The organism is Nocardia abscessus (genome assembly GCF_015477775.1).
GTDB classification, from domain to species: Bacteria; Actinomycetota; Actinomycetes; order Mycobacteriales; family Mycobacteriaceae; genus Nocardia; species Nocardia abscessus_A.
The window spans coordinates 345,169-365,118 of the sequence record NZ_JADLQO010000005.1; the positions used below are offsets into that span (position 1 = coordinate 345,169).

A 19,950-nucleotide genomic window follows, 5' to 3' on the forward strand; every position below is an offset into this window, starting at 1 on the left:
TACCTCGATCGGGCCGGTTCGATATCGAACCGGCCCGATCTCTGTCTCCGGATCTACGGCGAGAACGGGTCCACGGCGGCAACCGCGCCGTGCGATGTCATCGGTGGACGCGTGTGGTCGTCGCCGTCGGATCCGGCGTGGTCAGTCCACCCAGCCGTAGGTGCGCTCGACCGCCTTGTTCCACGCGGCGAAGTGCGCGTCCCGGTCCGCGTCCGGCATGGTGGGGGTCCAGGTCTTGTCCGCGGTCCAGTTGTCGCGGATGTCGTCGGTGCCCGACCAGTAGCCGACGGCGAGCCCGGCCGCGTACGCGGCACCGAGTGCGGTGGTCTCGTTGACCACCGGCCGTACCACGGGCACGTCGAGAATGTCGGATTGGAATTGCATGAGCAGGTCGTTGCCGACCATCCCGCCGTCCACCTTCAGCGTGGTCAGTTCCAGGCCGAGTCGCTGGGACTCGGCGTCCGCGCGCATCGCGTCCACCACCTCGCGGGTCTGGAAGGCGGTGGATTCCAGTACCGCCCGGGCCAGGTGCGCTTTGGTGACGAAACGGGTGAGCCCGGCGATCACGCCGCGCGCGTCGGGGCGCCAGCGGGGCGCGAACAGCCCGGAGAAGGCGGGCACGATGTACGCGCCGCCGTTGTCGTCCACGCTGCGGGCGAGCGGCTCGATCTCGTCGGCGGCGGAGATGATGCCCAAGTTGTCGCGGAACCACTGCACCAGCGAGCCGGTGACCGCGATGGAGCCCTCCAAGGCGTACACCGCGTCCGCCTCGCCGAGGCGGTAGCACACCGTGGTGAGCAGGCCGTGCTTGCTGAACACCGGTGTGGTGCCGGTGTTCAGCAGCATGAAATTGCCGGTGCCGTAGGTGTTCTTGGCTTCACCGGGCGACAGGCAGGCCTGGCCGAAGGTGGCGGCCTGCTGGTCGCCCAGTATGCCCGCGACCGGCACCCCGGCCAGCGGGCCGGAACTGATCGGCGCGTAGACCTCCGAGGAACTGTGCACCTGCGGCAGCATCGACTCGGGCACCCCGAACTCGCGGCAGATCTCCGAATCCCATTGCAAGGAACGTAGATCCAGCAACATCGTGCGGGACGCATTGGTCACGTCGGTGATGTGCCGCCCGGTCAGGTTCCACAGCACCCAACTGTCGACGGTGCCGAAGCACAGCTCACCCGCCTCCGCGCGCTCCCGCACGCCCGGCACGTTGTCCAGGATCCAGCGCAGCTTCGGCCCGGCGAAGTAGGTGGACAACGGGAGACCGGTGCGATCCTGGTAGCGGGCCGGTCCCGCGTCGCCGCCCAGTTCGGCGCACAGCCGGTCGGTGCGGGTGTCTTGCCAGACGATCGCGTTGTGCACCGGCCGTCCGGTCTCGCGGTCCCACACCACCGTGGTCTCGCGCTGATTGGTGACGCCGACCGCGGCGATGTCGTCGGCACCGAGCCCGCTGCGCTCCAGAACCTCGCCGAGGACGAATTCGGTATTGCGCCAGATGGTGTCGGCATCGTGCTCGACCCAGCCCGGCTGCGGGAAGATCTGCTCGTGCTCCCGCTGGGCCACGCCGACGACACGCCCCTGCCGGTCGAAGACGATGCACCGACTCGAGGTCGTGCCCTGATCGATGGCGGCCACATAGCGACGCATCCGTGCAGTGTAGTTTTTGCAGCGCCTGCGGCGCTGCGGGTTCGCGGCCCCCTTGTGGCTCGCGTCCGAGCGGCCGCCGCTTGCTCCTTCGTCGCCTACGCGACGGCCGCTCGGACGCGGGCCGGGCCGCGAACGGCGCATGCTCGGTCTCGCTTCGCTCGAAACCTGGGGTGGGGGTGCGCCGGGCGCGTTGGTGGTCGAGCGCTGGACATAGTGCACGCGGCTTGAAGCGGTTGATCGTAGAGTCGGCCGCTGCTCGTGGTCGACCTCCTACGCTGCGGCTGCTCGGGTGTGAGTCGGGCTGTGTTGTTTCTTCAGCGTCTGCGGCAATAGCTCGCTCGGTCTCGCTTCGCTCGGTGTGCGGCGTGGCGGGCGCGGCTCGGTGTTCGCTGTCTCACTGGGGCGTGGGTGAGGGCGCGCGAGTCGGTAGGGTGGGTCTTGTTACTGGTGAGTAGGTCGGGGCGACACGGATTCGGGCGTGGCGGTCGGTTTGCGGCGATTCGCCTAGCCTGGACCTGAAGGCTCGATCGGACACATCCGCGTCGGCTGGAGGAGTCGAGCATGGTCAAGAAACCGAAATCGCAGTTCCTCGGCCCGGAGCAGCGCAGAACGGCGTGGGAGCGCTTCGGCAAGGATCATTTCGATGTGGTCGTCGTCGGCGGTGGCGTGGTCGGCGCGGGTATCGCGCTGGACGCGGCGACCAGGGGCTTGCAGGTCGCGCTGGTCGAGGCCCGCGATCTCGCGTCCGGCACGTCCAGCCGGTCGTCGAAGATGTTCCACGGCGGGCTGCGCTATCTGGAACAGCTGGAGTTCGGATTGGTGCGCGAGGCGCTGCGTGAACGCGAGCTCACGCTGTCCACCCTGGCGCCGCACCTGGTGAAGCCGCTGCGCTTTCTGTACCCGCTGACCCACCGTGTCTGGGAGCGTCCGTATGTAGCCGCCGGCCTGGTCCTCTACGACACCATGGGCGGCTCCAAATCCGTACCGGGTCAACAGCATCTCACGCGCGCGGGCGCTCTGCGACTGGCGCCGGGGTTGCGGCGCGACTCGCTGATCGGCGGTCTCGCCTACTACGACACGGTCGTGGACGACGCGCGCCACACCATGATGGTGGCGCGCACAGCCGCGCACTACGGCGCGGTGATCCGCACGTCCACCCAGGTGGTCGGGTTCCTGCGGGAGGCGGACCGGGTGGTCGGTGTGAAGGTGCGCGACACCGAGGACGGGCGTACCGGTGAGGTCCGTGGACATGTGGTGATCAACGCGACCGGCGTGTGGACCGACGAAGTCCAAGCCCTGTCGCATCAGCGGGGCCGGTTCCACGTGCGCGCTTCCAAAGGCGTGCACATCGTGGTGCCCAGGGACCGGATCGTCAGCGACACCGCGATCATCCTGCGCACCGCGACCTCGGTGCTGTTCGTCATCCCGTGGGGCGCGCACTGGATCGTCGGCACCACCGACACCGAGTGGAACCTCGACCTCGCGCATCCGGCCGCCACCAAGGCCGACATCGACTACCTGCTGGGGCGGGTGAACGAGGTGCTGGTCACGCCGCTCACGCCCGACGACATCGACGGCGTGTACGCGGGCCTGCGCCCGCTGCTGGCGGGGGAGAGCGACGAGACGTCCAAGCTGTCGCGCGAGCACGCGGTCGCCCGGGTGGCACCCGGCCTGGTCGGCATCGCGGGTGGCAAGTACACCACGTATCGCGTGATGGCCTACGACGCGGTGGACGAAGTGGCGGAAGACATTCCGGCCCGTGTCTCGCCCTCGGTCACGGCAAAGGTGCCGCTGCTCGGCGCGGACGGCTATTTCGCGCTGGTCAACCAGACGGTCCAGCTGGCCGAGACCTACGGTGTGCATCCCTACCGGATCAAGCACCTGCTGGATCGGTACGGTTCGCTCATCGAGGAGGTCATGGCCTTCGCCGAGGACAAACCCGAACTCCTGCAACCGATCACGGACGCGCCGTCCTATCTGCAGGTCGAGGCGGTCTACGCGGCGGCGGCCGAGGGGGCCCTGCACCTGGACGACGTCCTGGCCCGGCGGACGAGGATCTCGATCGAGTACCCGCATCGCGGGGCCAATTGCGCCGAGCAGGTGGCTCAGCTGATCGCACCCATCCTGGGCTGGGACGACGAGGAGATCGACCGGGAGGTTCGCACCTATCAGGCGCGGGTCGACGCGGAGATCCACTCGCAGACCCAACCGGACGACGCCTCCGCCGACGCCCTGCGAATCGCGGCCCCGGAGCCACGCCCGGAGATTTTGGAGCCGGTGCCGTCCGAAGGGTGAGCAACCGGCGAGCACTCGTGATCTGACCGCAGCGGTGGACGCATGCGCCTACCGGTCAAGTACCGCCCGCCCCAGCACGGCTTGATCAGTCCTCGCCGACCGGTGTTTCCATCCGCATAGCCCAGGCGACCAGTGAGCGCAGATAGCGCAGCACCAGTTCGTCCGGGTACTCGGTCGGGTCGGTCAGGTGCAGGCGGGCTAGTTCCTCCATGGCGGCCAACAGGATTCGTTCTGTCGGGCCGTTCGGGTCCACGGTGACCCCGAGGTAGCGGGACAGGTGGCGCGCGCCGATCGCCCGGGCGTAGGCGCGGCCGAGCGCGAGCCGCTCGCGGAGCTCGGGCGGCCCGCCGTCGAACGGGCTGAGCATGATGCGCCAGCTGGTGGGCGCGGCGTGCAGGTAGGCGAGAATGCCTCGGCCGACCCGGTCCACGTCGCCGTGAGACCAGTCCACGCTGCGCACACCGGCGAACGCGATGGCCGACTCGCGATCCAGCAGCGCCGAAGTCAGCCCGGACAGATCGGTGAACTGCTGGTACACCAGCGCGCGGGCCACCCGCGCCTCGCGCGCCACCCGGTCGATGCTCACCGCGCCGAAGCCCTCGGTGGCGACGATGTCGCGCGCCACGTTCAACAGTTGAGTACGGCGGTCTGCGGCGGACATCCGGCGCTTGGGCCGCGCCCGAGGCGGATCCGGGAGTTCGGCGGTGCCGCGCTCGGACGTGGAGCGGTCCGTGGTCACGCCATCGAAGGTAGCTCGAGCAGCAGATCCACCGCCCGTGCCGCACTCTGCACAGCGCTCTCCATCGTCGCCGACCAGTCGGTGGCGGTCCAGTCGCCCGCGAGCACCAATGTGGGCACCGAGGTCCGCTGGTCCGGTCGCAGCCCGTGGGTGCCGACGACCTGCGAGAAAGTGGCTTTGGGCATGCGCACGACCTGCGCCTGCACCACGTTCGCCGCTCGTGCTTCGGGATAGTAGCGGCGCAGCAGCGCCATCTGCTCGGCGACGATCTCGTCGCTGGACTTGTGGATCTGTTCGTACGCGCCACTGGTGGTCAGGCAGTACAGCCAGGCTTTCGCGGTGCTGCGCCCGGTCATCCGCTGACGGTCGAAGACCTCATCGATGACGCCGGTGCCCCCGATCAGCGCCTCGAACTCGGCCGTGGTGCCCAGCGGGCGGTCGAGGTAGAGGTTGGTGCTGACGATCGGCGTATAGCCCAGTTTGTCGGCGGCCGCGTAGATCTCGGCGTGCTCGGGCAGTTCGTCGAGCAGCCCGCCGATGCTGGAGTTGGGCACCGCGCACACCACCGCGTCGGCCGGGATCGTGGTGCCGTCGGCCAAGGCGACACCGGTGACCCTGCCGTCCGCGATGTGAATGCGACGGGCCACGGCCCGATGGCGCACCCGCACGCCGTGCTTGTCGAAGATCCGCAGCGCCCCGGTGACATACAGGCTGTCCAGGTCGGTGGTCGGGTAGCCGATGTCGACGGCCTTCCGGTGCCGCAGGCCCAGCCGGATGCCGGTGGCCAGCACATCGGCGAACACCTTCGCCGATTCCCGCTGCACCGGCTCCGCCGCGATGCCGAGCGCCAGCCAATCCCACAGCGCCTCACGAGCTTTCGCGGGCATGCCGACCCGGTCGAACCATTGCTCGGTGGTGAGGTCGGGCAGGTCGGTGGGCTGGTGCAGGCACTGCCAGCCGAGCCGGAGCGTGGCGACCGCCGCACGCACGCGTTCCAGTGGGTTCGCGTCGGGATGCGCGCCGGACAGCGTGCGCAGCGCGGCGATTCCCTTGGTGCGCATGGTGACGCTGCGGCCATCGGGCCAGCGCAGTGTGCCGCCGTGCGGAAAAGCGACGTATTGCCGCGTGCCGACGCTCGTGAGATAGCGGAACAAGTGGTCGTAACCACTGGCGATCACGTGCTGACCGTTGTCCGGCGTATCGTCCACCGCCTCGGCGCGCATGGCGTGGGCGCGGCCACCGAGCCGGCCTCTGCGCTCCAGCAAGGTGACCTGCTTGCCCGCCTCCGCCAGCCAGACCGCCGAGGCGAGCCCGGCCAGGCCGCCTCCGATTACCACGTATCGCCGTGGGTCGCCCATGGTGCCTCCCGTCATAACTGACAAGTTGTAAGTTAGGTGGGGCGGGAGTGACTCGTCAAGGGCGGAGCGGCTTTTGGCTCGTCGCGGGTCAGCCGGCGGGGACCGGCTGGCACCGGGGGCAGAAGAAGATGCCGCGTTCTCGTTGCACCACGCGGTCGTAATCGGGCGCGGTGTCACCGAGCAGGTCGGCGGCGAGCGGCGTGCCGCAGCGCGGGCACGGACGGTGGGTGCGGCCGTAGGCCAGAGGTCGTCGCGGTGGTTTCGCGGCCGCTTCGGTCAGAATGCGGTGCGCCTCGTTCACCAGTGCCAGCAGGTCGGGGACGTCGCCGACCTTCGTCGCGGGGTGGACGCGGCGCAGGAAACACACCTCGCTGCGGAAGACATTGCCGATCCCGGCGAGGTTGCGCTGGTCGAGCAGGGCAACGCCGATGGTCTGGTCGGGGTAGCGCTCCAATCGCCGTACGGCCTCCGCGGCATCCCAATTCGGCCCCAGTAGATCGGGCCCGAGATGGTCGACGACCCGGTGTTCGTCGCGCACGCGCACCACTTCGACGGTGCCGAGGGAGAACCCGACTGCCTCGACGTCCGCAGTGCTCAAGACGACCCGGGCGGCGACGCGGGGCTTGGTCCAGCGCTGTCCGCAATGGAACACGCGCCAGCTACCCTCCATCTTCAGATGAGTGTGGACGCTCACGATCGGCGTCCGGATGAACAAGTGCTTGCCGTAGCTGCCGACGCTCTCGACCACCTGTCCGCGCAGGTCCACCGTCGCATAGCGAGGTACCCGAAAATCACTGCGCGTCAGCTCTTTGCCTTCCAGCGCGGCGCGGAGCCGCTTGGCGGCCAGAAAGACGGTGTCTCCCTCAGGCATACGGCAGCCCCGGCGCCCCATTCGCTTCCCGGCCTCGTCCGCGCCGGAGGCCCCCGAGGTCGGTACTCACGGGCGGCTCCGCAGACGGAGTCCGCGCGGCGTGGCGGAGAAGCCCGCTTCGGTGAGGAATACGGCGAAGGTGTTGCCGTGCACGGTGTCTCCGTTGACGCGGTCGATCACCAGCGAGTCCACCCGGCGGCGGCGGACCAGATCGGCGAGCGCCGCGGCGGCGGCGCGGCGGGCCTCTGGGTCCTCGGTGAAGGTGAGCAGGGTCTTGCCGCCCCGTTCCAGATAGAGGACGAGTTCGCCGTCGACGAGCACCACCAGCGCCCCGGCTTTGCGGCCGGGGCGATGCCCGCCCTCGACGTCGCTCTTCGGCCAGGCGAGCGCGGCGCCGTACGGGTTCGCGGGATCGCACGCGGCCAGCGCCAGCACGGTGCCGGTCGGCTGCCTGGACTCGGGACGGGCGCGTTCGGTATCGAAGGAACGCAAACGGTCCACCACGTCGGTGGTGGAGAACTGGGCGCCACCGAGCGAGTCGACGAAATATCCCCTGCGGCAACGACCGCGGTCCTCGAACTCGGTGAGTACCCGGTACATCAGCGCGAACCCGCCGGGGACGCCCTCGTTCTGCACCGAGCCCCTGGTCAGCACCCCGTATCGCTCCAGCAGCAGATCGGCGGTGGCGTGTGCGCGCACCGTGTTGTCCGACACCCGCTCGGGCAGCAGCGACCATCGCCCGGCGACCGAGGGCGGACCGGAACGGGTGGGCATGCTCGGGCGGGGCAGGTAGGCGCGGCCCCGGGGGGCGCGCCGGGGAGTGCGATGGGCCGTGGTGGTCCGGGTCGTGCCGGACAGCAGCGCCCGCACCGGTGCGAACGTGTCCCCGGCGACCATGCCCGCCCAGGCCAATTCCCACAGTGCGGAGGCCACCGCGGCGTCATCGAGCAGGCCGGTGGCGTCCGAGAGCTGCCGGAAGAAGTAGGCCCCGCCGCTCTGGGGCACCGGGATCAGCCGTTCCGGCGGGGTGCCGGAGATCGGATGTCCCACGGCGGCCGTTGATTCCGAGTCGACCGGTGACCGTCGGCCGCCATCCGGCCCGGATCCGTTGGGAGTGGCAGCCCCGCCGGTGTGACCGGCTGCCTCGGCGGATCGCCGGTGCGTGCCGTGACCGTCGACCGCGCTGCCGGGCGGCGGATCCGGCTCGTCCAACGGCACCGGCGCTCGATCCGGCACGGTCTGCTCTGGGCCGGGCGGCGTCCACGGCACGAAGGTCGCGCCGAGTGCGGTGAGCAGCCGAAGCTGCACGTCCGTGAGGTCGATCCGGTCCGGCGGCGCCAGCGTGAACGGCGCCTGCTCGGCCGGGTGCAGCGCGATCCAGCCGTCCTTGGCGGTGATGGCGCCGTGCCCGGACCAGATCACCTCGCCGGTCGCCATGAGTTCGTCGAGCATGGCGGGGGTGTAGTCCCGCACCCGCGCGGGCAGGACGAGCGATTCCCAGGCGGAGGCCGGAATCGGCACGCCGGCAAGCTGTTCCACGACGGTCGCCACGCCGTCGACGCCGCGCAGCTCGCCGCTGCCGATGTGCTGCCAGGACGGCAGGAAGCGTCCGAACGCGGCGGTCGAGACCGGCTCGACCTCGTGCCTGGCGGCGGCGAGCGACCGGCGGCGCAGCCGGCGCAGCACCTGCGCGTCACACCATTCCGACCCGGCTGCTCCAGGGGTGAATTCACCTTCCACCACGCGTTTCTCGGCTACGAGCCGGTGCAGCGCGGTCGCGGCGACCGCGGTGCCGAGACCGAACCGAGCCGCTACCGCCTCCGTGCCGAACGGGCCGTGCGTGCGGGCGTAGCGGCCGATCAGATCGCCGAGCGGATCGGCCACCGGCTCGATGAACGCCGAGGGCGTGCCGATCGGCAGCGGTACTCCCAGCGCGTCACGCAGCCGGGCCGCGTCCTCCACCGCGACCCACCAGGAGCGGTTCGCGAAGGAAACGTGGAGTGCCCGCCGTGTGGTTACCAGGCTCTCGAACCAGGCGGTGGGGTCTTCGTCGCTGCGTTCGGCGGCCTCGGCGGCGGTGAGCGGGCCGAGCAGCCGCAGCAGGTCCGCCAAACCCTCGGCGTCGCGCGCGTGCCGCTCGGGGGTGAGCCGTTGCAGCTCCCGCTCGGTCTGCTCGATGACCGCGGCGTCGAGCAGTTCGCGCAGCTCGACCCGGCCGAGCAACTCGGCGAGCAGCCCCGAGTCGAGCGAGAGCGCGGCGGCGCGCCGCTCGGCCAGCGGGCTGTCGCCGTCGTACATGAACTGCCCGATGTAGTCGAACAGCAGGGCGTTCGCGAAGGGTGACGGCGTCGCCGTCTCCACCTCGACCAGCCGTACCTGGCGCCGCCCCACCCGGCCGAGCAGCTCGCGCAGCGACGGCAGGTCGTAGACGTCGCGCAGGCACTCGCGCACCGTCTCCAGCAGAATCGGGAACGCGGGGAACTTGCGCGCCACGTCGAGCAGCTGGGCCGAGCGCTGGCGCTGCTGCCACAGCGGAGCGCGCTTGCCGGGATCGCGGCGCGGCAGCAGCAGTGCGCGCGCGGCGCATTCGCGGAACCGGGAGGCGAACAGCGCCGAGCCGCCCACCTGCTCGGTGACGACGTCATCGATCTCGTCGGACTCGAAGACGAACAGTTCGGCGCCGGGCGGGTAGTCGGTGGTGTCGGGCAGGCGCACGACGATGCCGTCGTCGGAAGCGTTCGGCGCGGCGTCCACGCCGAACCGCTCGCGCAGCCGCGCTCCGACGGCCAGCGCCCATGGCGCGTGCACCGGGAGGCCGTAGGGCGAGTGCAGCACCAGCCGCCAGTCGCCGAGTTCGTCGCGGAACCGCTCCACCACGAGGGTGCGATCGGTGGGCAGATGCCCCGTCGCGGTGCGCTGTTCGTCCAGCAGGGTGAGCAAATTGGCGGTCGCGTTGTCGTCCAGGCCCGCGGAGCGCAGGAGTCCCGCGACGCGCTCCGGGACCGGAACATCGCGCGATCCGCGCTCGACGGCCGTTTCGGCCCCGTCATGTCGCTGCGCGCGTGACGTTTTCGACGGCGCACCGCCGTCGCGCCGGGACGTCTTCCTGCTCGCCGGAGCGGCCGTTTCGGCGGCCCGGTCCTGTGCGACGGTGCGCACGAACTCGCCCAGTGCCGCGCCGAGTTCGGCAGGCCGCCCGAGCCCGTCGCCGTGCCAGAACGGCAACCGGCCCGGCTGCCCGAACGCGGGCGTCACCAGCACGCGGTCGAAGGTGATCTCCTCGATCCGCCAGCTCGTCGCCCCGAGCGCGAACACGTCGCCGACTCGCGATTCGTAGACCATCTCCTCGTCGAGCTCCCCGACCCGGGACGCCTTCTCGCCCACCATGTACACCGCGAACATGCCGCGATCGGGAATCGCGCCGCCCGAGGTGACGGCAAGGCGTTGCGCGCCGGGCCGTCCGGTGAGCGTCCCCGCGTCGCGGTCCCAGACCAGCCGGGGACGCAACTCGGCGAACTCGTCGGACGGATAGCGCCCGGACAGCAGATCCAGCACCGACTCGTAGGCCGAGCGCGGCAGTGCCGCGTAACTCCCGGTGCCGCGCACCACCTCGAACCACGCGTCGACTTCGACCGGGTCCAGCGCGCACGCGGCGACGGTTTGCTGCGCGAGGATGTCCAGCGGGTGCGCCGGGATCTGGATCGCCTCGATCTGTCCCGCTGTCATCCGCTGCGAGGCCACCGCGCAGTGGACGACGTCGGTGCGATGTTTCGGGAAGATCACCCCGCGCGAGATCTCGCCGACCTGGTGCCCGGCCCGCCCGATCCGCTGCAATCCGCTGGCCACCGAGGGCGGCGCCTCCACCTGGACCACCAGGTCGACCGCGCCCATGTCGATGCCGAGTTCCAGGCTGCTGGTCGCGACGACGCAGCGCAGCCGCCCGCTCTTGAGATCGTCTTCGATCAGCGCGCGCTGCTCCTTGCTGACCGAACCGTGGTGCGCTCGCGCCAGCAGGGGCCCGGCGCCGTGGATCACCTCGGTGGACGCGCCGAGCTGGGCGGGCGGCTTGTGCTCGACCTCCACCGGCTCGCCGAGCCGCGCGGCGTAGGCCTCGTTCAGCCGTGCGGTGAGACGCTCGGCCAGCCTGCGGGAATTCGCGAACACGATCGAGGACCGGTGCTCGAGCACCAGGTCCACGATGGCCTCGTCCACGTGCGGCCAGATCGACCCCGGCTGATCGGACTCGCCCGGCTCGGTCATGTCCGCCACCGGCACCCGCACCGAGAGGTCGAACGTCTTCGGTGCGGGCGGTGCGACCAGAGTGATCGGCGCGTTGCCGACCAGGAATCGCCCGACTTCCTCCGGTGGCCGGACGGTGGCCGACAGCCCGATGCGCTGAACGGGCCGCTCGGTCAGCAGGTCGAGCCGGGCCAGCGACAGCGCCAGGTGCGAACCGCGTTTGGAACCGGCGATCGCGTGCACCTCGTCCACGATCACCGTGCGCACGTTCCGCAGCGTCTCCCTGGCCGCCGAGGTGAGCATGAGGAACAGCGACTCGGGGGTGGTGATCAAGATGTCCGGCGGGGTGCGCAGCAGGGACCGCCGATCGGACGCGCTGGTGTCGCCGGAACGGACGCCCACGGTGATCTCCGGCGGCTCCAGCCCCAGGCGCTTGGCGGTTTGCGTGACGCCGACCAGCGGCGCCCGCAGGTTGCGTTCCACGTCCACCGCGAGCGCCTTCAGCGGGGACACGTACAGCACGGAGGTACCGGCCTGTTCGGGCCGCTGCTCCCGGGCGGCCAGCTGGTCTATCGCCCAGAGGAACGCCGAGAGCGTCTTCCCGGACCCGGTCGGGGCGACGACGAGCGTGTGCTCGCCCGCCGCGATCGCCCGCCACGCTCCGAGTTGAGCGGAGGTCGGCGCGGGGAACGCGCCGTCGAACCACTCCTGGGTGGCGCGGGAGAACTGGGCCATGGATTCAGTGTGCACCGGCCCACCGACAAGCACGCCCGTACCGTTTCGCGAGCGAAGCCGGAGCAATCGAACGACAGCCGCCGACGCCGGGCCGTACGCTTCCACAGGTGCAAAAAGTGCTCAGACTCGACCTGGTCAGCCATGGGATGACCGAGGCGATGCGGAAGGCACGTTTCCCGGTGGACGAATCGCTCACCGAGGCAGGCCGGCGTGCGATGGCAGGGTGTGGACCACTCACCGCTCCCCGGGTGCTCACCGGGCCGGAGCGCCGGACGGTGGAGACCGCCGCGCTGCTGGGTTTGCCGGGCGAGGAGGACAACCGGCTGCGCGACCTGGACGCGGGCGCCTGGCGCGGCGGTGAACTGATGTCGGTGCCCCAGGACGAGCTGTACGCCTGGCTCACCGACCCGGCCTTCCGCGGGCACGGCGGCGAGTCGGTGGTGGACGTGATCGGACGGACCAGGTCCTGGATGGCCGAGGTCGCCGCGCAGGCCGTCTCCACCATCGCGGTGACCCACCCGGCGATCATCAGGGCCGCGCTGCTGGTGACGCTGGACGCGCCGCCGAAATCCTTCTGGCGCATCGATATCCCGCCCGGCAGCGTCACCCGCCTGCACTATCGCGGCGAATGGACGTTGCACTTCACGGCCTGACGCTCCGGCGCATCGCGCGGTCGCGCCGAGTCGGGCTAGTGTCTGAGACTATGGGTAACAACAATGGGTCGCAACGGCGCGGCCTGGCCATCGGATGCGGTGGCACCGTGGGAGCCGCGTGGATCGTCGCCGCGCGCGCCGCCGCCCGCGACGTGCTGGACTGGGATCCGCGCGAAGCGGACGTGCTGCTCGGCACCTCGGCGGGGGCGGAGACGGTGACGCTGCTCGGCAGCGGCGTCTCGGTCGACGACCTGGTGGCCGCGCAGCGTGGCGCGTCGGCCGATCCCATCCTGCGCGAACACCGGGCCTGCGAGCCCGGCCGCTTTCCGCCGCTGCCGCGCCCGCGACTCGGCTCGCCCCGGCTGTCGCTGCGGAGCCGAGAACCGGGGCAGGCGCTCCTGGCCGCCGCGAGCGGACTGCCCTTCCGGGGCGCCACGGCCGACGATCTCGCGGTGATGGGCCCCAACTTCATGGACGGCCGCCGTCGTCTCGCCACTTTCGAACACAGCCTGCGCAGTACCCGGCGCGCACTCGAACGAGGAGCCTTCGTATGAGAATCACCGGATCCGGCTACCCCGGCATCGACCTGCGCGAGGCCAGAGTTTTGATCACCGGCGGCGGCCGCGGCATCGGCCGGGCCACCGCGGCGGCGTTCGCCGCGAAAGGAGCGCAGGTCGTGCTCGCGGACGTGGACAAACCCGCCGCCGAAGCGGCCGCCGCCGAGATCGGGGCGAGCGCGTTCGAGCTCGACGTGCGTTCGCGCGACCAGTGGGACGCGGTCGTCGCGGCCGTGGGCGGAGTCGACGTCCTGATCAACAACGCGGGTGTCATGCCCGCCGGGGCGTTCCTGGAGGAGCCGGACGCGGTCGGCCGGGCAACGCTGGACATCAACGTCTGGGGTCTCATCCACGGCATGCGGGCCGTCGCACCGGGGATGATCGAGCGCGGCCGCGGCCATATCGTCAACGTCGCTTCCCTGGCGGGCAAGGTCCCCATCCCCGGTTTGGCCGTCTACAACGCGAGCAAGTTCGCGGCTGTCGGTCTCTCGGCGGCGACCCGTCTGGAATTCGCCGGGCAGGGCGTCAGCGTCAGCTGCGTTCTGCCGTCGGCCGTGCGGACCCGCCTCTCCTCGGGATTGCGGCTCGGCCACGGCATGCCGACGGTCGACCCGGAGGACGTCGCCGCCGCCATCCTGCGCACCTGCGCCACCCGCAGAGCCGAAGTGGCCGTGCCGAGCTACCTCGGCCCGGTGGACATCGCGCTGGCCGCCGCGCCGGAACGCGCGGTGCGCCTGGTCCGCAGCCTCTTCGACGGTGATCGCGCCTTGCGCCCGGCCGACGAGCGGACTCGCGCGGCGTACGAGCGAGAAGTGCGCTCCATCGACTGACCGAACGAAAAGCGGCCCGGGAGAACATCTCCCGGGCCGCGTTGGGTGTGCGATCAGCAGGTCGTCGAGGCGGGTTCGCCGCGGAACCTGGCCTCGACGTAGTTCCACGCGTCGGCGAATCCGGCGACCGCCGCGGTCATGTGCTCGGAGATGTCGACGGTGTGGAACTGCACCGGCGCGCCTGCCTTGCAGTACCGGTCGGCGACTTCGGCGACGGGCCGGTAGAAGGTGAGCGTGTCGAAGCGGCCCTGCCACAGATAGGTCGGCACGGTCGGTACGCCGTCGAAGTACCGCAGGCTGTTCTCCCGCAGAACGGCGTGCGCCTCCGGGCTGTCCATCAGGCTCTTGGTCGCCGCCATCTGCTCGGCGCTGCGGAAGGCGCCGTGGAACAGCAGGAATCGCCTGCACGCGTCGTGCGTGAATTCCCGGAACCACAAGCCGTTCTCGTTGAGCTGATCCGAGATCGGCAGCCGGTCCGGGTATTCCCGCTCCAGTCCCATGGCCGCGGCGAAGGCGAGGCCGAACCCGGGATGCGGGTCGAAGCCCAGCGACATCGCCATCTCCTCCATGTCGGCGGGAATGCCACCGGCCACGGCGGCCGCGAGCTGCAGATCCGGCGCATAGGTGGGTTGCATCGCGGCGGCCCACGCGGTGGCCATGCCGCCGCCGGAATAGCCCGCGATGGCGACGGGAGACCGGGACAGGCCGAGTTCGGCGACCTTGCGCACGGCCTTCACGCTGTCCAGCGTCATCATGCCGGCCAGGCGCGCGGCGCCGTAGGCGGAAGTCGGGCCCAGGTAGTCGGGCAGTGAGATCGCCCATCCGCGTCCGATGGGCAGCATCGCGCCGACCGCGTCCTGCAGTTCACCGTTGAACAGCGAGCGCGACGGGTTGCACTGGGTGCCCAGCGAATTGATCAGCGCCTGGTAGGAGACCAGCGGCGGGTTCTTGACCCCGGCGGGTAGCAGGACCGTCGTGATGCCCATGACGGGATTGCCCTGGGAGTTGGTGGACCGGAACGCCACCTGCCAGCCCTCGGTCCCTACGTAGAGACCGGTGTCGATCTTGCGGGTCCGCACGACGTCGCCGGGTGCGAACGCCGCCAGGTCGGACGGCGCGGAGTAGAACAAATCAGGATCGGGGGTGGGATACAACGGCTGAGCCGTTGCCGGCAGGCCGAGCAGGCCGAGCGAGACGATACTCACCAGCAAGATCGCAAACCTGAACGGAACTCTGGACACGGTTTTCCTTCGAAAGTCAGCCGTCACCGGCGCACCGGCCTGGCGGGCCCGCCGCGGCGTCGACGCACCGGACAGACCGGCACTACACGGAAAGCCGCAGCGAACGTCGTTCACTGCGGGACAGAGCAGAAGGAACCGCCGCCGGAGCGGCCGGAGCCGATCGCGGCGGACTGGCGCACCTCCTTCGACTCCGGGACCGCCGGTAGCCGCGAAGGCGGCACCATCCGCTGCGAAGATAACGCCTGACCGGGCGGAACGCCGCATCGATGCTCGCGAACAGGACAATTCACAAAGCCCGTTGCCCGCGATTCGACAAGATCACTAAAGGCGGTGGCCTGCCCGGCCGCCCACCGGTTCGCCCCCGTGCCGCGCGGCTCATGCGAAGCTGAGCACCGTCCGATCGCCCAGCGGGCGTTCCAGATCGACGACCACCACACCATACTCGCGCTTCTGCTCCGGGTTCGCGCCCTGGCACGGCGGCATGCCCCGATGCAGGCCGCGGATCAGCCGCACGTTCACCAGGTCGGCGGATTCCTCCACCCGCGCGGTGAACCCGATGCTCGGGCAGCCGACCGGCCCCGGTATGTGGATCGCGAGCTTGTCGGTGCCGTCTTCGACGTCGTACTCCGAGAAGGGCATCGCCGAACTGGGTTCCAGATCCGCCGCCTGCGGGATGACGACCATCGTTCCGCCCGCGTAGCGCCGGGGGCCAGGGTCGGCCCGCGTCCCGGGCGCCGCTCCCGCGGCCTGATCCGGCGTGGAGGGGTCGGCCGGGTCCGCCTGCTGCCCGCACGCGGACAGCGCCCCGAACGCGATGGCGGCGAGGATCGCCGTGCCCCTCCTGAGCAATGCCATCCCTCCACCTTCACACAGCTGGGTGCGGGTGCGGCGGAGGTATCGCGGTGTGGCACGGGACCGGCTCGCCGGATGCCGATCGCTCGACGCGCTGGTGTGCGCGCCGTCACACAGACCTCGCACTCTGCGTAGGTCGTGCCCATTGGAAGGCTTTTTGATTGCGCAGATTGCTCAACTTCACACATCAAGGTTGTGCGTTCAGTTCTTCAGGGACACGATATCGGCAACAAGTGCTCAACGAGGCGAAGCGCCGGACCGGCGCCGAGGGACGGGTGGATCTGTATGACCGAGCTCGCCGACCGCGATCTGATCGCAGCCCCCTACGACCTTGCCGACCGTTACCGCGTCGGTTCGCGGACCGTCGTCCTCACCGGCGTCCAGGCCATCGCCCGGCAGCTGGTCGAGCAGCACGTTCGCGATCTGCGCGCCGGTTCGCGGGTCGGCACGTTCGTCTCCGGATACCAGGGCAGTCCGCTCGGCGGTGTCGACAAGATGCTGGCCGGAATGCCGGACGTCCTCGCCGAGCACGACATCTCGTTCGTGCCGGGGTTGAACGAGGAACTGGCCGCGACCTCGGTGTGGGGTAGTCAGGCGGTGCTGCCCGCGGGCGCCGCGACCCACGACGGCGTTGTCGGTGTCTGGTACGGCAAAGGCCCCGGCCTGGACCGCGCGACCGATGCCCTGCGCCACGCCAACATGTACGGCGCGAACCCGCGCGGCGGCGTCCTGCTGCTGGTCGGCGACGATCCGGCGTCGAAGTCCTCCACCGTGCCCGCGGTGAGCGAGCGCTCGCTGGCGGCGCTGAACATCCCGGTGCTGTTCCCGCGCAACGCCCGCGAGATCATCACCATGGGCCTGCACGGCGTGGCCCTGTCGCGCGCCTCCGGCTGTCTCGTGGCGCTGAAGATCGTGGCCGACGTCGCCGACGGCGCATGGACCGTCGACGGTTCGGTGGGTGACATCGACATCGTCGTCCCCGAGATCGACTGGGAGGGCGCGCCCTTCCGCTACCGGCAGCGTCCGATGGCCGCTCCGGCCGACAGCCTGCTCGCCGAGGCGGATCTCTACGGTCCGCGCTGGGAGCTGGTGCGGGCCTACAGCACGCGTAACGGGCTGGACGTGATCGAGGTGAACCCGGCGCGCGCCACGATCGGCATCGCCGCCGCCGGAACCACCTTCGACGCGGTCCGTCAAGCGCTGATCGACCTCGGCGTGGATGACGACGCGCTGCACGAGGCGGGCATCCGCCTGCTGCGCATCGGGATGCCGTATCCGGTGGCGCCCGAACGGGTCCGGCAGTTCGCCGCCGGACTCACGCGTCTGATCGTCGTGGAGGACAAGACCGCCTTCCTCGAGACCCAGATCCGCGACATCCTGTACGGCGCCCCGGGCGCGCCCGAGATCGTCGGCAAGCGCGACGGCGCGGGCCGCTCGCTGTTCGGCAGCGACGGCGAACTCACCTCCGGGCGGATCGCCGCACCGCTGCGCCGCGTGCTCGACGGTCACGTCGCGCTGAAACGCGCCCTGCCGCAGCCGCTCTCGCTGTCGGTGCTGCCCGCCAAGCGCGCGGCCTACTTCTGCAGCGGCTGTCCGCACAACCGCTCCACCGCTGTCCCGGACGGCTCACTGGCGGGCGGTGGCATCGGCTGTCACACCTTGGTGACCATGTCCGGCCGCGCCGACAGCAAGGTCACCGGGCTGACCCAGATGGGCGGCGAGGGCGCGCAGTGGATCGGCCAGGCCCCGTTCACCGACGTACCGCATCTGTTCCAGAACATCGGCGACGGCACGTATTTCCACTCCGGTCAGCTCGCCGTGCAGGCGTGCGTCGCGGCGGGGGTGAACATCACGTTCAAGCTGCTGCACAACGACGTCGTCGCGATGACGGGCGCGCAGCACGCGGAGGGCGCGCTCACGGTGCCGATGCTCACCCACAAGCTCACCGTCGAAGGCGTCCGCCGGATCATCGTCTGCGCCGACGAGCCGCAGCGCTACCGCAAGCGCGATCTCGCTCCCGGCACCCTGCTGTGGCATCGCGACCGCCTCGACGAAGCGCAGCGCGCGCTGCGCGAGATCCCCGGCGTCACAGTGCTGATCTACGACCAGCACTGTGCGGCCGACGCACGGCGGCAGCGCAAGCGGGGCGCCCTTCCGGTGCGCCGCACTCGGGTGGTCATCAACGAGGCGGTGTGCGAAGGCTGCGGTGATTGCGGCGTCCAGAGCAATTGCCTGTCGGTGCAGCCGGTGGACACCGAATTCGGGCGCAAGACCCGGATCGACCAGACCTCGTGCAACACCGACTACAGCTGCCTCGCCGGCGACTGCCCCTCGTTCGTCACGGTGGAGCTCCCCGACCCGGCGAAGCGGAAGCCGCGCCAGGCGCAGCGCAGGCCGCAACCGCCGCAAGTGCCCGAACTCGTGCACGAACCGCCGACCACCACGCAGAACGTCTTCCTCGCGGGCATCGGCGGCACCGGCATCGTCACCGTGAACCAGGTGCTGGCGACCGCCGCGATGCGAGCCGGGTACGAGGTGGCGAGCCTGGACCAGATCGGCATGAGCCAGAAGGCCGGACCCGTGGTCTCGCACCTGCGTTTCGCCGTGCACGCGCTGGAGCCCGCCAACCGGCTGGCCCCCGCCTCCGCCGACTGCATCGTGGCCTTCGACCTGCTGGCCGCCACCGACAACAAGAACCTGGCCTACGGCCGCGTCACGACCACCGTGTCGGTCGCCTCCACCAGCAGGACCCCGACCGGCGACATGGTCTACGACAAGTCGGTCGTCCATCCCGACGAGGCGATGCTGCTGGAGCGCTTGGCGAAGGTCTCGCGCTCGGTGCGGTCCTTCGACGCCCTGGCCGCCGCGCAGGCCCTCTTCGGCAACACCGCCGCCGCGAACTTCCTGCTGGTGGGCGCCGCCTACCAGCTCGGCGGCCTGCGGTTGCCGGGTACCGCGATCGAAGAGGCCATCGCGATCAACGGAGTGGCCGTGGAGGCCAACCTCGCGGCCTTCCGCTGGGGTCGGGTGGCGATCGCCCGGCCGGAGGAGTTCGCCGCCGCGACCACGCGCCGCCCGGCGGCCGCAGCTGCGGTGAAGATACCCGCGGACCTGTTCGAGGGGTTGACCGCGACGGGAGAGACGCGGCGCCTGACCGAACTGCGGGCTGTCGAGCTGATCGGTTTCCAGAGCGCGGCGGTGGCGCGCGACTACGTCGCCACGGTGCAACGTATCTGGGAGGCCGAGCGCCGGGTGACCGACCGTACCGAGTTCAGCGAGCAGGTGGCGCGCGGACTGTACAAGTTCACGGCCTACAAAGACGAGTACGAGGTGGCGCGACGACTCACCGACCCGGCCTTCCTGGCCGAGGTCGCCGCACAGGTCCCCGAGGGGGCGAACCTCACCTACCGGCTGCACCCGCCGCTCCTGCGCGCGATGGGACGGAAGAAGAAGATCGGCATGCGGCCGGGCAGCCACTTCGCCCTCCGCTTGCTGGCCAAGGGAAAGCTACTGCGCGGCACCGCGTTCGATCCGTTCGGCTACGCGCACGTGCGACGCGTGGAACGCGATCTGCGCGCGCACTACACCGGGATGGTGACGAACCTGGCCGACATGCTGGACCGATCGGGCTACGACCGCGCCGTACAGGCGGCGGCTCTCGCCGACGTGGTGCGCGGATACGAGGACATCAAGCTCGCCAACGTCGCGCTGTACGCCGAACGCCTGCGGGAACTCGGTATCGAGCCGCCGCGATGGTGACGGGGTACCGCACGCCGCGTCGCCCGGACGCCGGTCGGTCACTGGTCGCCGTCGCAGACGAGAAGCACGGCCCGGGCAGGCGATACCGGCGTGGCCGCCAGTCCTCGGGCTCGTGATCCGATCTCGATGCCGCGTGGTGGCCCATCGGCCCGCGTGTGTGATGGCCGGTTCGCGAACGAC

The 19,950-nt window shown here is 70.4% G+C and carries 12 protein-coding genes; 5 read left to right on the forward strand and 7 right to left on the reverse strand.

Going from position 1 to position 19,950, the window contains the following annotated elements:
• Positions 1–141: 141 nt before the first annotated feature.
• Positions 142–1,641, reverse strand: coding sequence for a glycerol kinase GlpK (glpK, locus tag IU450_RS16495; RefSeq protein WP_195150656.1), 1,500 nt, complete (start codon positions 1,639–1,641; stop codon positions 142–144).
• Positions 1,642–2,202: 561 nt separating this feature from the next.
• On the opposite strand from glpK, the gene IU450_RS16500 reads away from it, so the two are divergent.
• The gene (locus IU450_RS16500) at positions 2,203–3,936 is read left to right on the forward strand and encodes a glycerol-3-phosphate dehydrogenase/oxidase (RefSeq protein ID WP_195150657.1); all 1,734 of its coding nucleotides are present in this window, start codon (positions 2,203–2,205) and stop codon (positions 3,934–3,936) included.
• Between the two features lie 85 nt (positions 3,937–4,021).
• Here the strand turns inward: IU450_RS16500 and IU450_RS16505 are convergent, their stop codons facing one another.
• From IU450_RS16505 to IU450_RS16520, 4 genes are all read right to left on the reverse strand, one after another.
• The gene (locus IU450_RS16505; RefSeq protein ID WP_195150761.1) at positions 4,022–4,597 is read right to left on the reverse strand and encodes a TetR/AcrR family transcriptional regulator; all 576 of its coding nucleotides are present in this window, start codon (positions 4,595–4,597) and stop codon (positions 4,022–4,024) included.
• 74 nt (positions 4,598–4,671) lie between these two features.
• Positions 4,672–6,048, reverse strand: a complete 1,377-nt coding sequence (gene hpnE, locus IU450_RS16510) for a hydroxysqualene dehydroxylase HpnE (RefSeq protein ID WP_228834654.1) — start codon at positions 6,046–6,048, stop codon at positions 4,672–4,674.
• Between the two features lie 73 nt (positions 6,049–6,121).
• Positions 6,122–6,904: an Fpg/Nei family DNA glycosylase gene (locus tag IU450_RS16515; protein WP_195150658.1), complete on the reverse strand. Its 783-nt coding sequence runs from the start codon at positions 6,902–6,904 to the stop codon at positions 6,122–6,124.
• A 66-nt stretch (positions 6,905–6,970) separates the two neighbouring features.
• Entirely contained in the window at positions 6,971–11,878 is a 4,908-nt protein-coding gene (locus IU450_RS16520) for an ATP-dependent helicase (RefSeq protein ID WP_195150659.1), read from the reverse strand.
• A gap of 107 nt (positions 11,879–11,985) precedes the next feature.
• Between IU450_RS16520 and IU450_RS16525 the strand changes: the two genes are divergently transcribed.
• Genes IU450_RS16525 through IU450_RS16535 form a run of 3 tightly spaced genes read left to right on the forward strand, consistent with a single transcriptional unit; the run spans position 11,986 to position 13,918 of the window.
• Positions 11,986–12,531 carry a histidine phosphatase family protein gene (locus IU450_RS16525; RefSeq protein WP_233065199.1) on the forward strand — a complete coding sequence of 182 codons (546 nt, stop codon included), beginning with the start codon at positions 11,986–11,988 and terminating at the stop codon, positions 12,529–12,531.
• Between the two features lie 50 nt (positions 12,532–12,581).
• A complete protein-coding gene (locus IU450_RS16530; protein WP_195150660.1) occupies positions 12,582–13,085 on the forward strand; it encodes a hypothetical protein in 504 nt (167 codons plus the stop codon).
• A complete protein-coding gene (locus IU450_RS16535; protein WP_195150661.1) occupies positions 13,082–13,918 on the forward strand; it encodes an SDR family NAD(P)-dependent oxidoreductase in 837 nt (278 codons plus the stop codon). The genes IU450_RS16530 and IU450_RS16535 overlap by 4 nt, the downstream gene beginning before the upstream one ends.
• Positions 13,919–13,971: 53 nt before the next feature.
• On the opposite strand, the gene IU450_RS16540 is transcribed toward IU450_RS16535, so the two are convergent.
• Both IU450_RS16540 and IU450_RS16545 read right to left on the reverse strand, forming a co-directional pair.
• Entirely contained in the window at positions 13,972–15,132 is a 1,161-nt protein-coding gene (locus tag IU450_RS16540; protein WP_416382878.1) for a lipase family protein, read from the reverse strand.
• 402 nt (positions 15,133–15,534) lie between these two features.
• Complete coding sequence (locus IU450_RS16545) at positions 15,535–16,014, reverse strand: hypothetical protein (protein WP_195150663.1); 480 nt, start codon at positions 16,012–16,014, stop codon at positions 15,535–15,537.
• Positions 16,015–16,296: 282 nt separating this feature from the next.
• Between IU450_RS16545 and IU450_RS16550 the strand changes: the two genes are divergently transcribed.
• Positions 16,297–19,770, forward strand: coding sequence for an indolepyruvate ferredoxin oxidoreductase family protein (locus tag IU450_RS16550; protein ID WP_195150664.1), 3,474 nt, complete (start codon positions 16,297–16,299; stop codon positions 19,768–19,770).
• Positions 19,771–19,950 lie beyond the last annotated feature (180 nt).

Bases quoted from the DNA above. Each gene is read 5' to 3' on its own strand.
- glpK (WP_195150656.1), bottom strand. From the start codon at position 1,641: ATGCGTCGCTATGTGGCCGCCATCGATCAGGGCACGACCTCGAGTCGG.
- IU450_RS16500 (WP_195150657.1), top strand. From the start codon at position 2,203: ATGGTCAAGAAACCGAAATCGCAGTTCCTCGGCCCGGAGCAGCGCAGA.
- IU450_RS16505 (WP_195150761.1), bottom strand. From the start codon at position 4,597: ATGTCCGCCGCAGACCGCCGTACTCAACTGTTGAACGTGGCGCGCGAC.
- hpnE (WP_228834654.1), bottom strand. From the start codon at position 6,048: ATGACGGGAGGCACCATGGGCGACCCACGGCGATACGTGGTAATCGGA.
- IU450_RS16515 (WP_195150658.1), bottom strand. From the start codon at position 6,904: ATGCCTGAGGGAGACACCGTCTTTCTGGCCGCCAAGCGGCTCCGCGCC.
- IU450_RS16520 (WP_195150659.1), bottom strand. From the start codon at position 11,878: ATGGCCCAGTTCTCCCGCGCCACCCAGGAGTGGTTCGACGGCGCGTTC.
- IU450_RS16530 (WP_195150660.1), top strand. From the start codon at position 12,582: ATGGGTAACAACAATGGGTCGCAACGGCGCGGCCTGGCCATCGGATGC.
- IU450_RS16535 (WP_195150661.1), top strand. From the start codon at position 13,082: ATGAGAATCACCGGATCCGGCTACCCCGGCATCGACCTGCGCGAGGCC.
- IU450_RS16545 (WP_195150663.1), bottom strand. From the start codon at position 16,014: ATGGCATTGCTCAGGAGGGGCACGGCGATCCTCGCCGCCATCGCGTTC.
- IU450_RS16550 (WP_195150664.1), top strand. From the start codon at position 16,297: ATGACCGAGCTCGCCGACCGCGATCTGATCGCAGCCCCCTACGACCTT.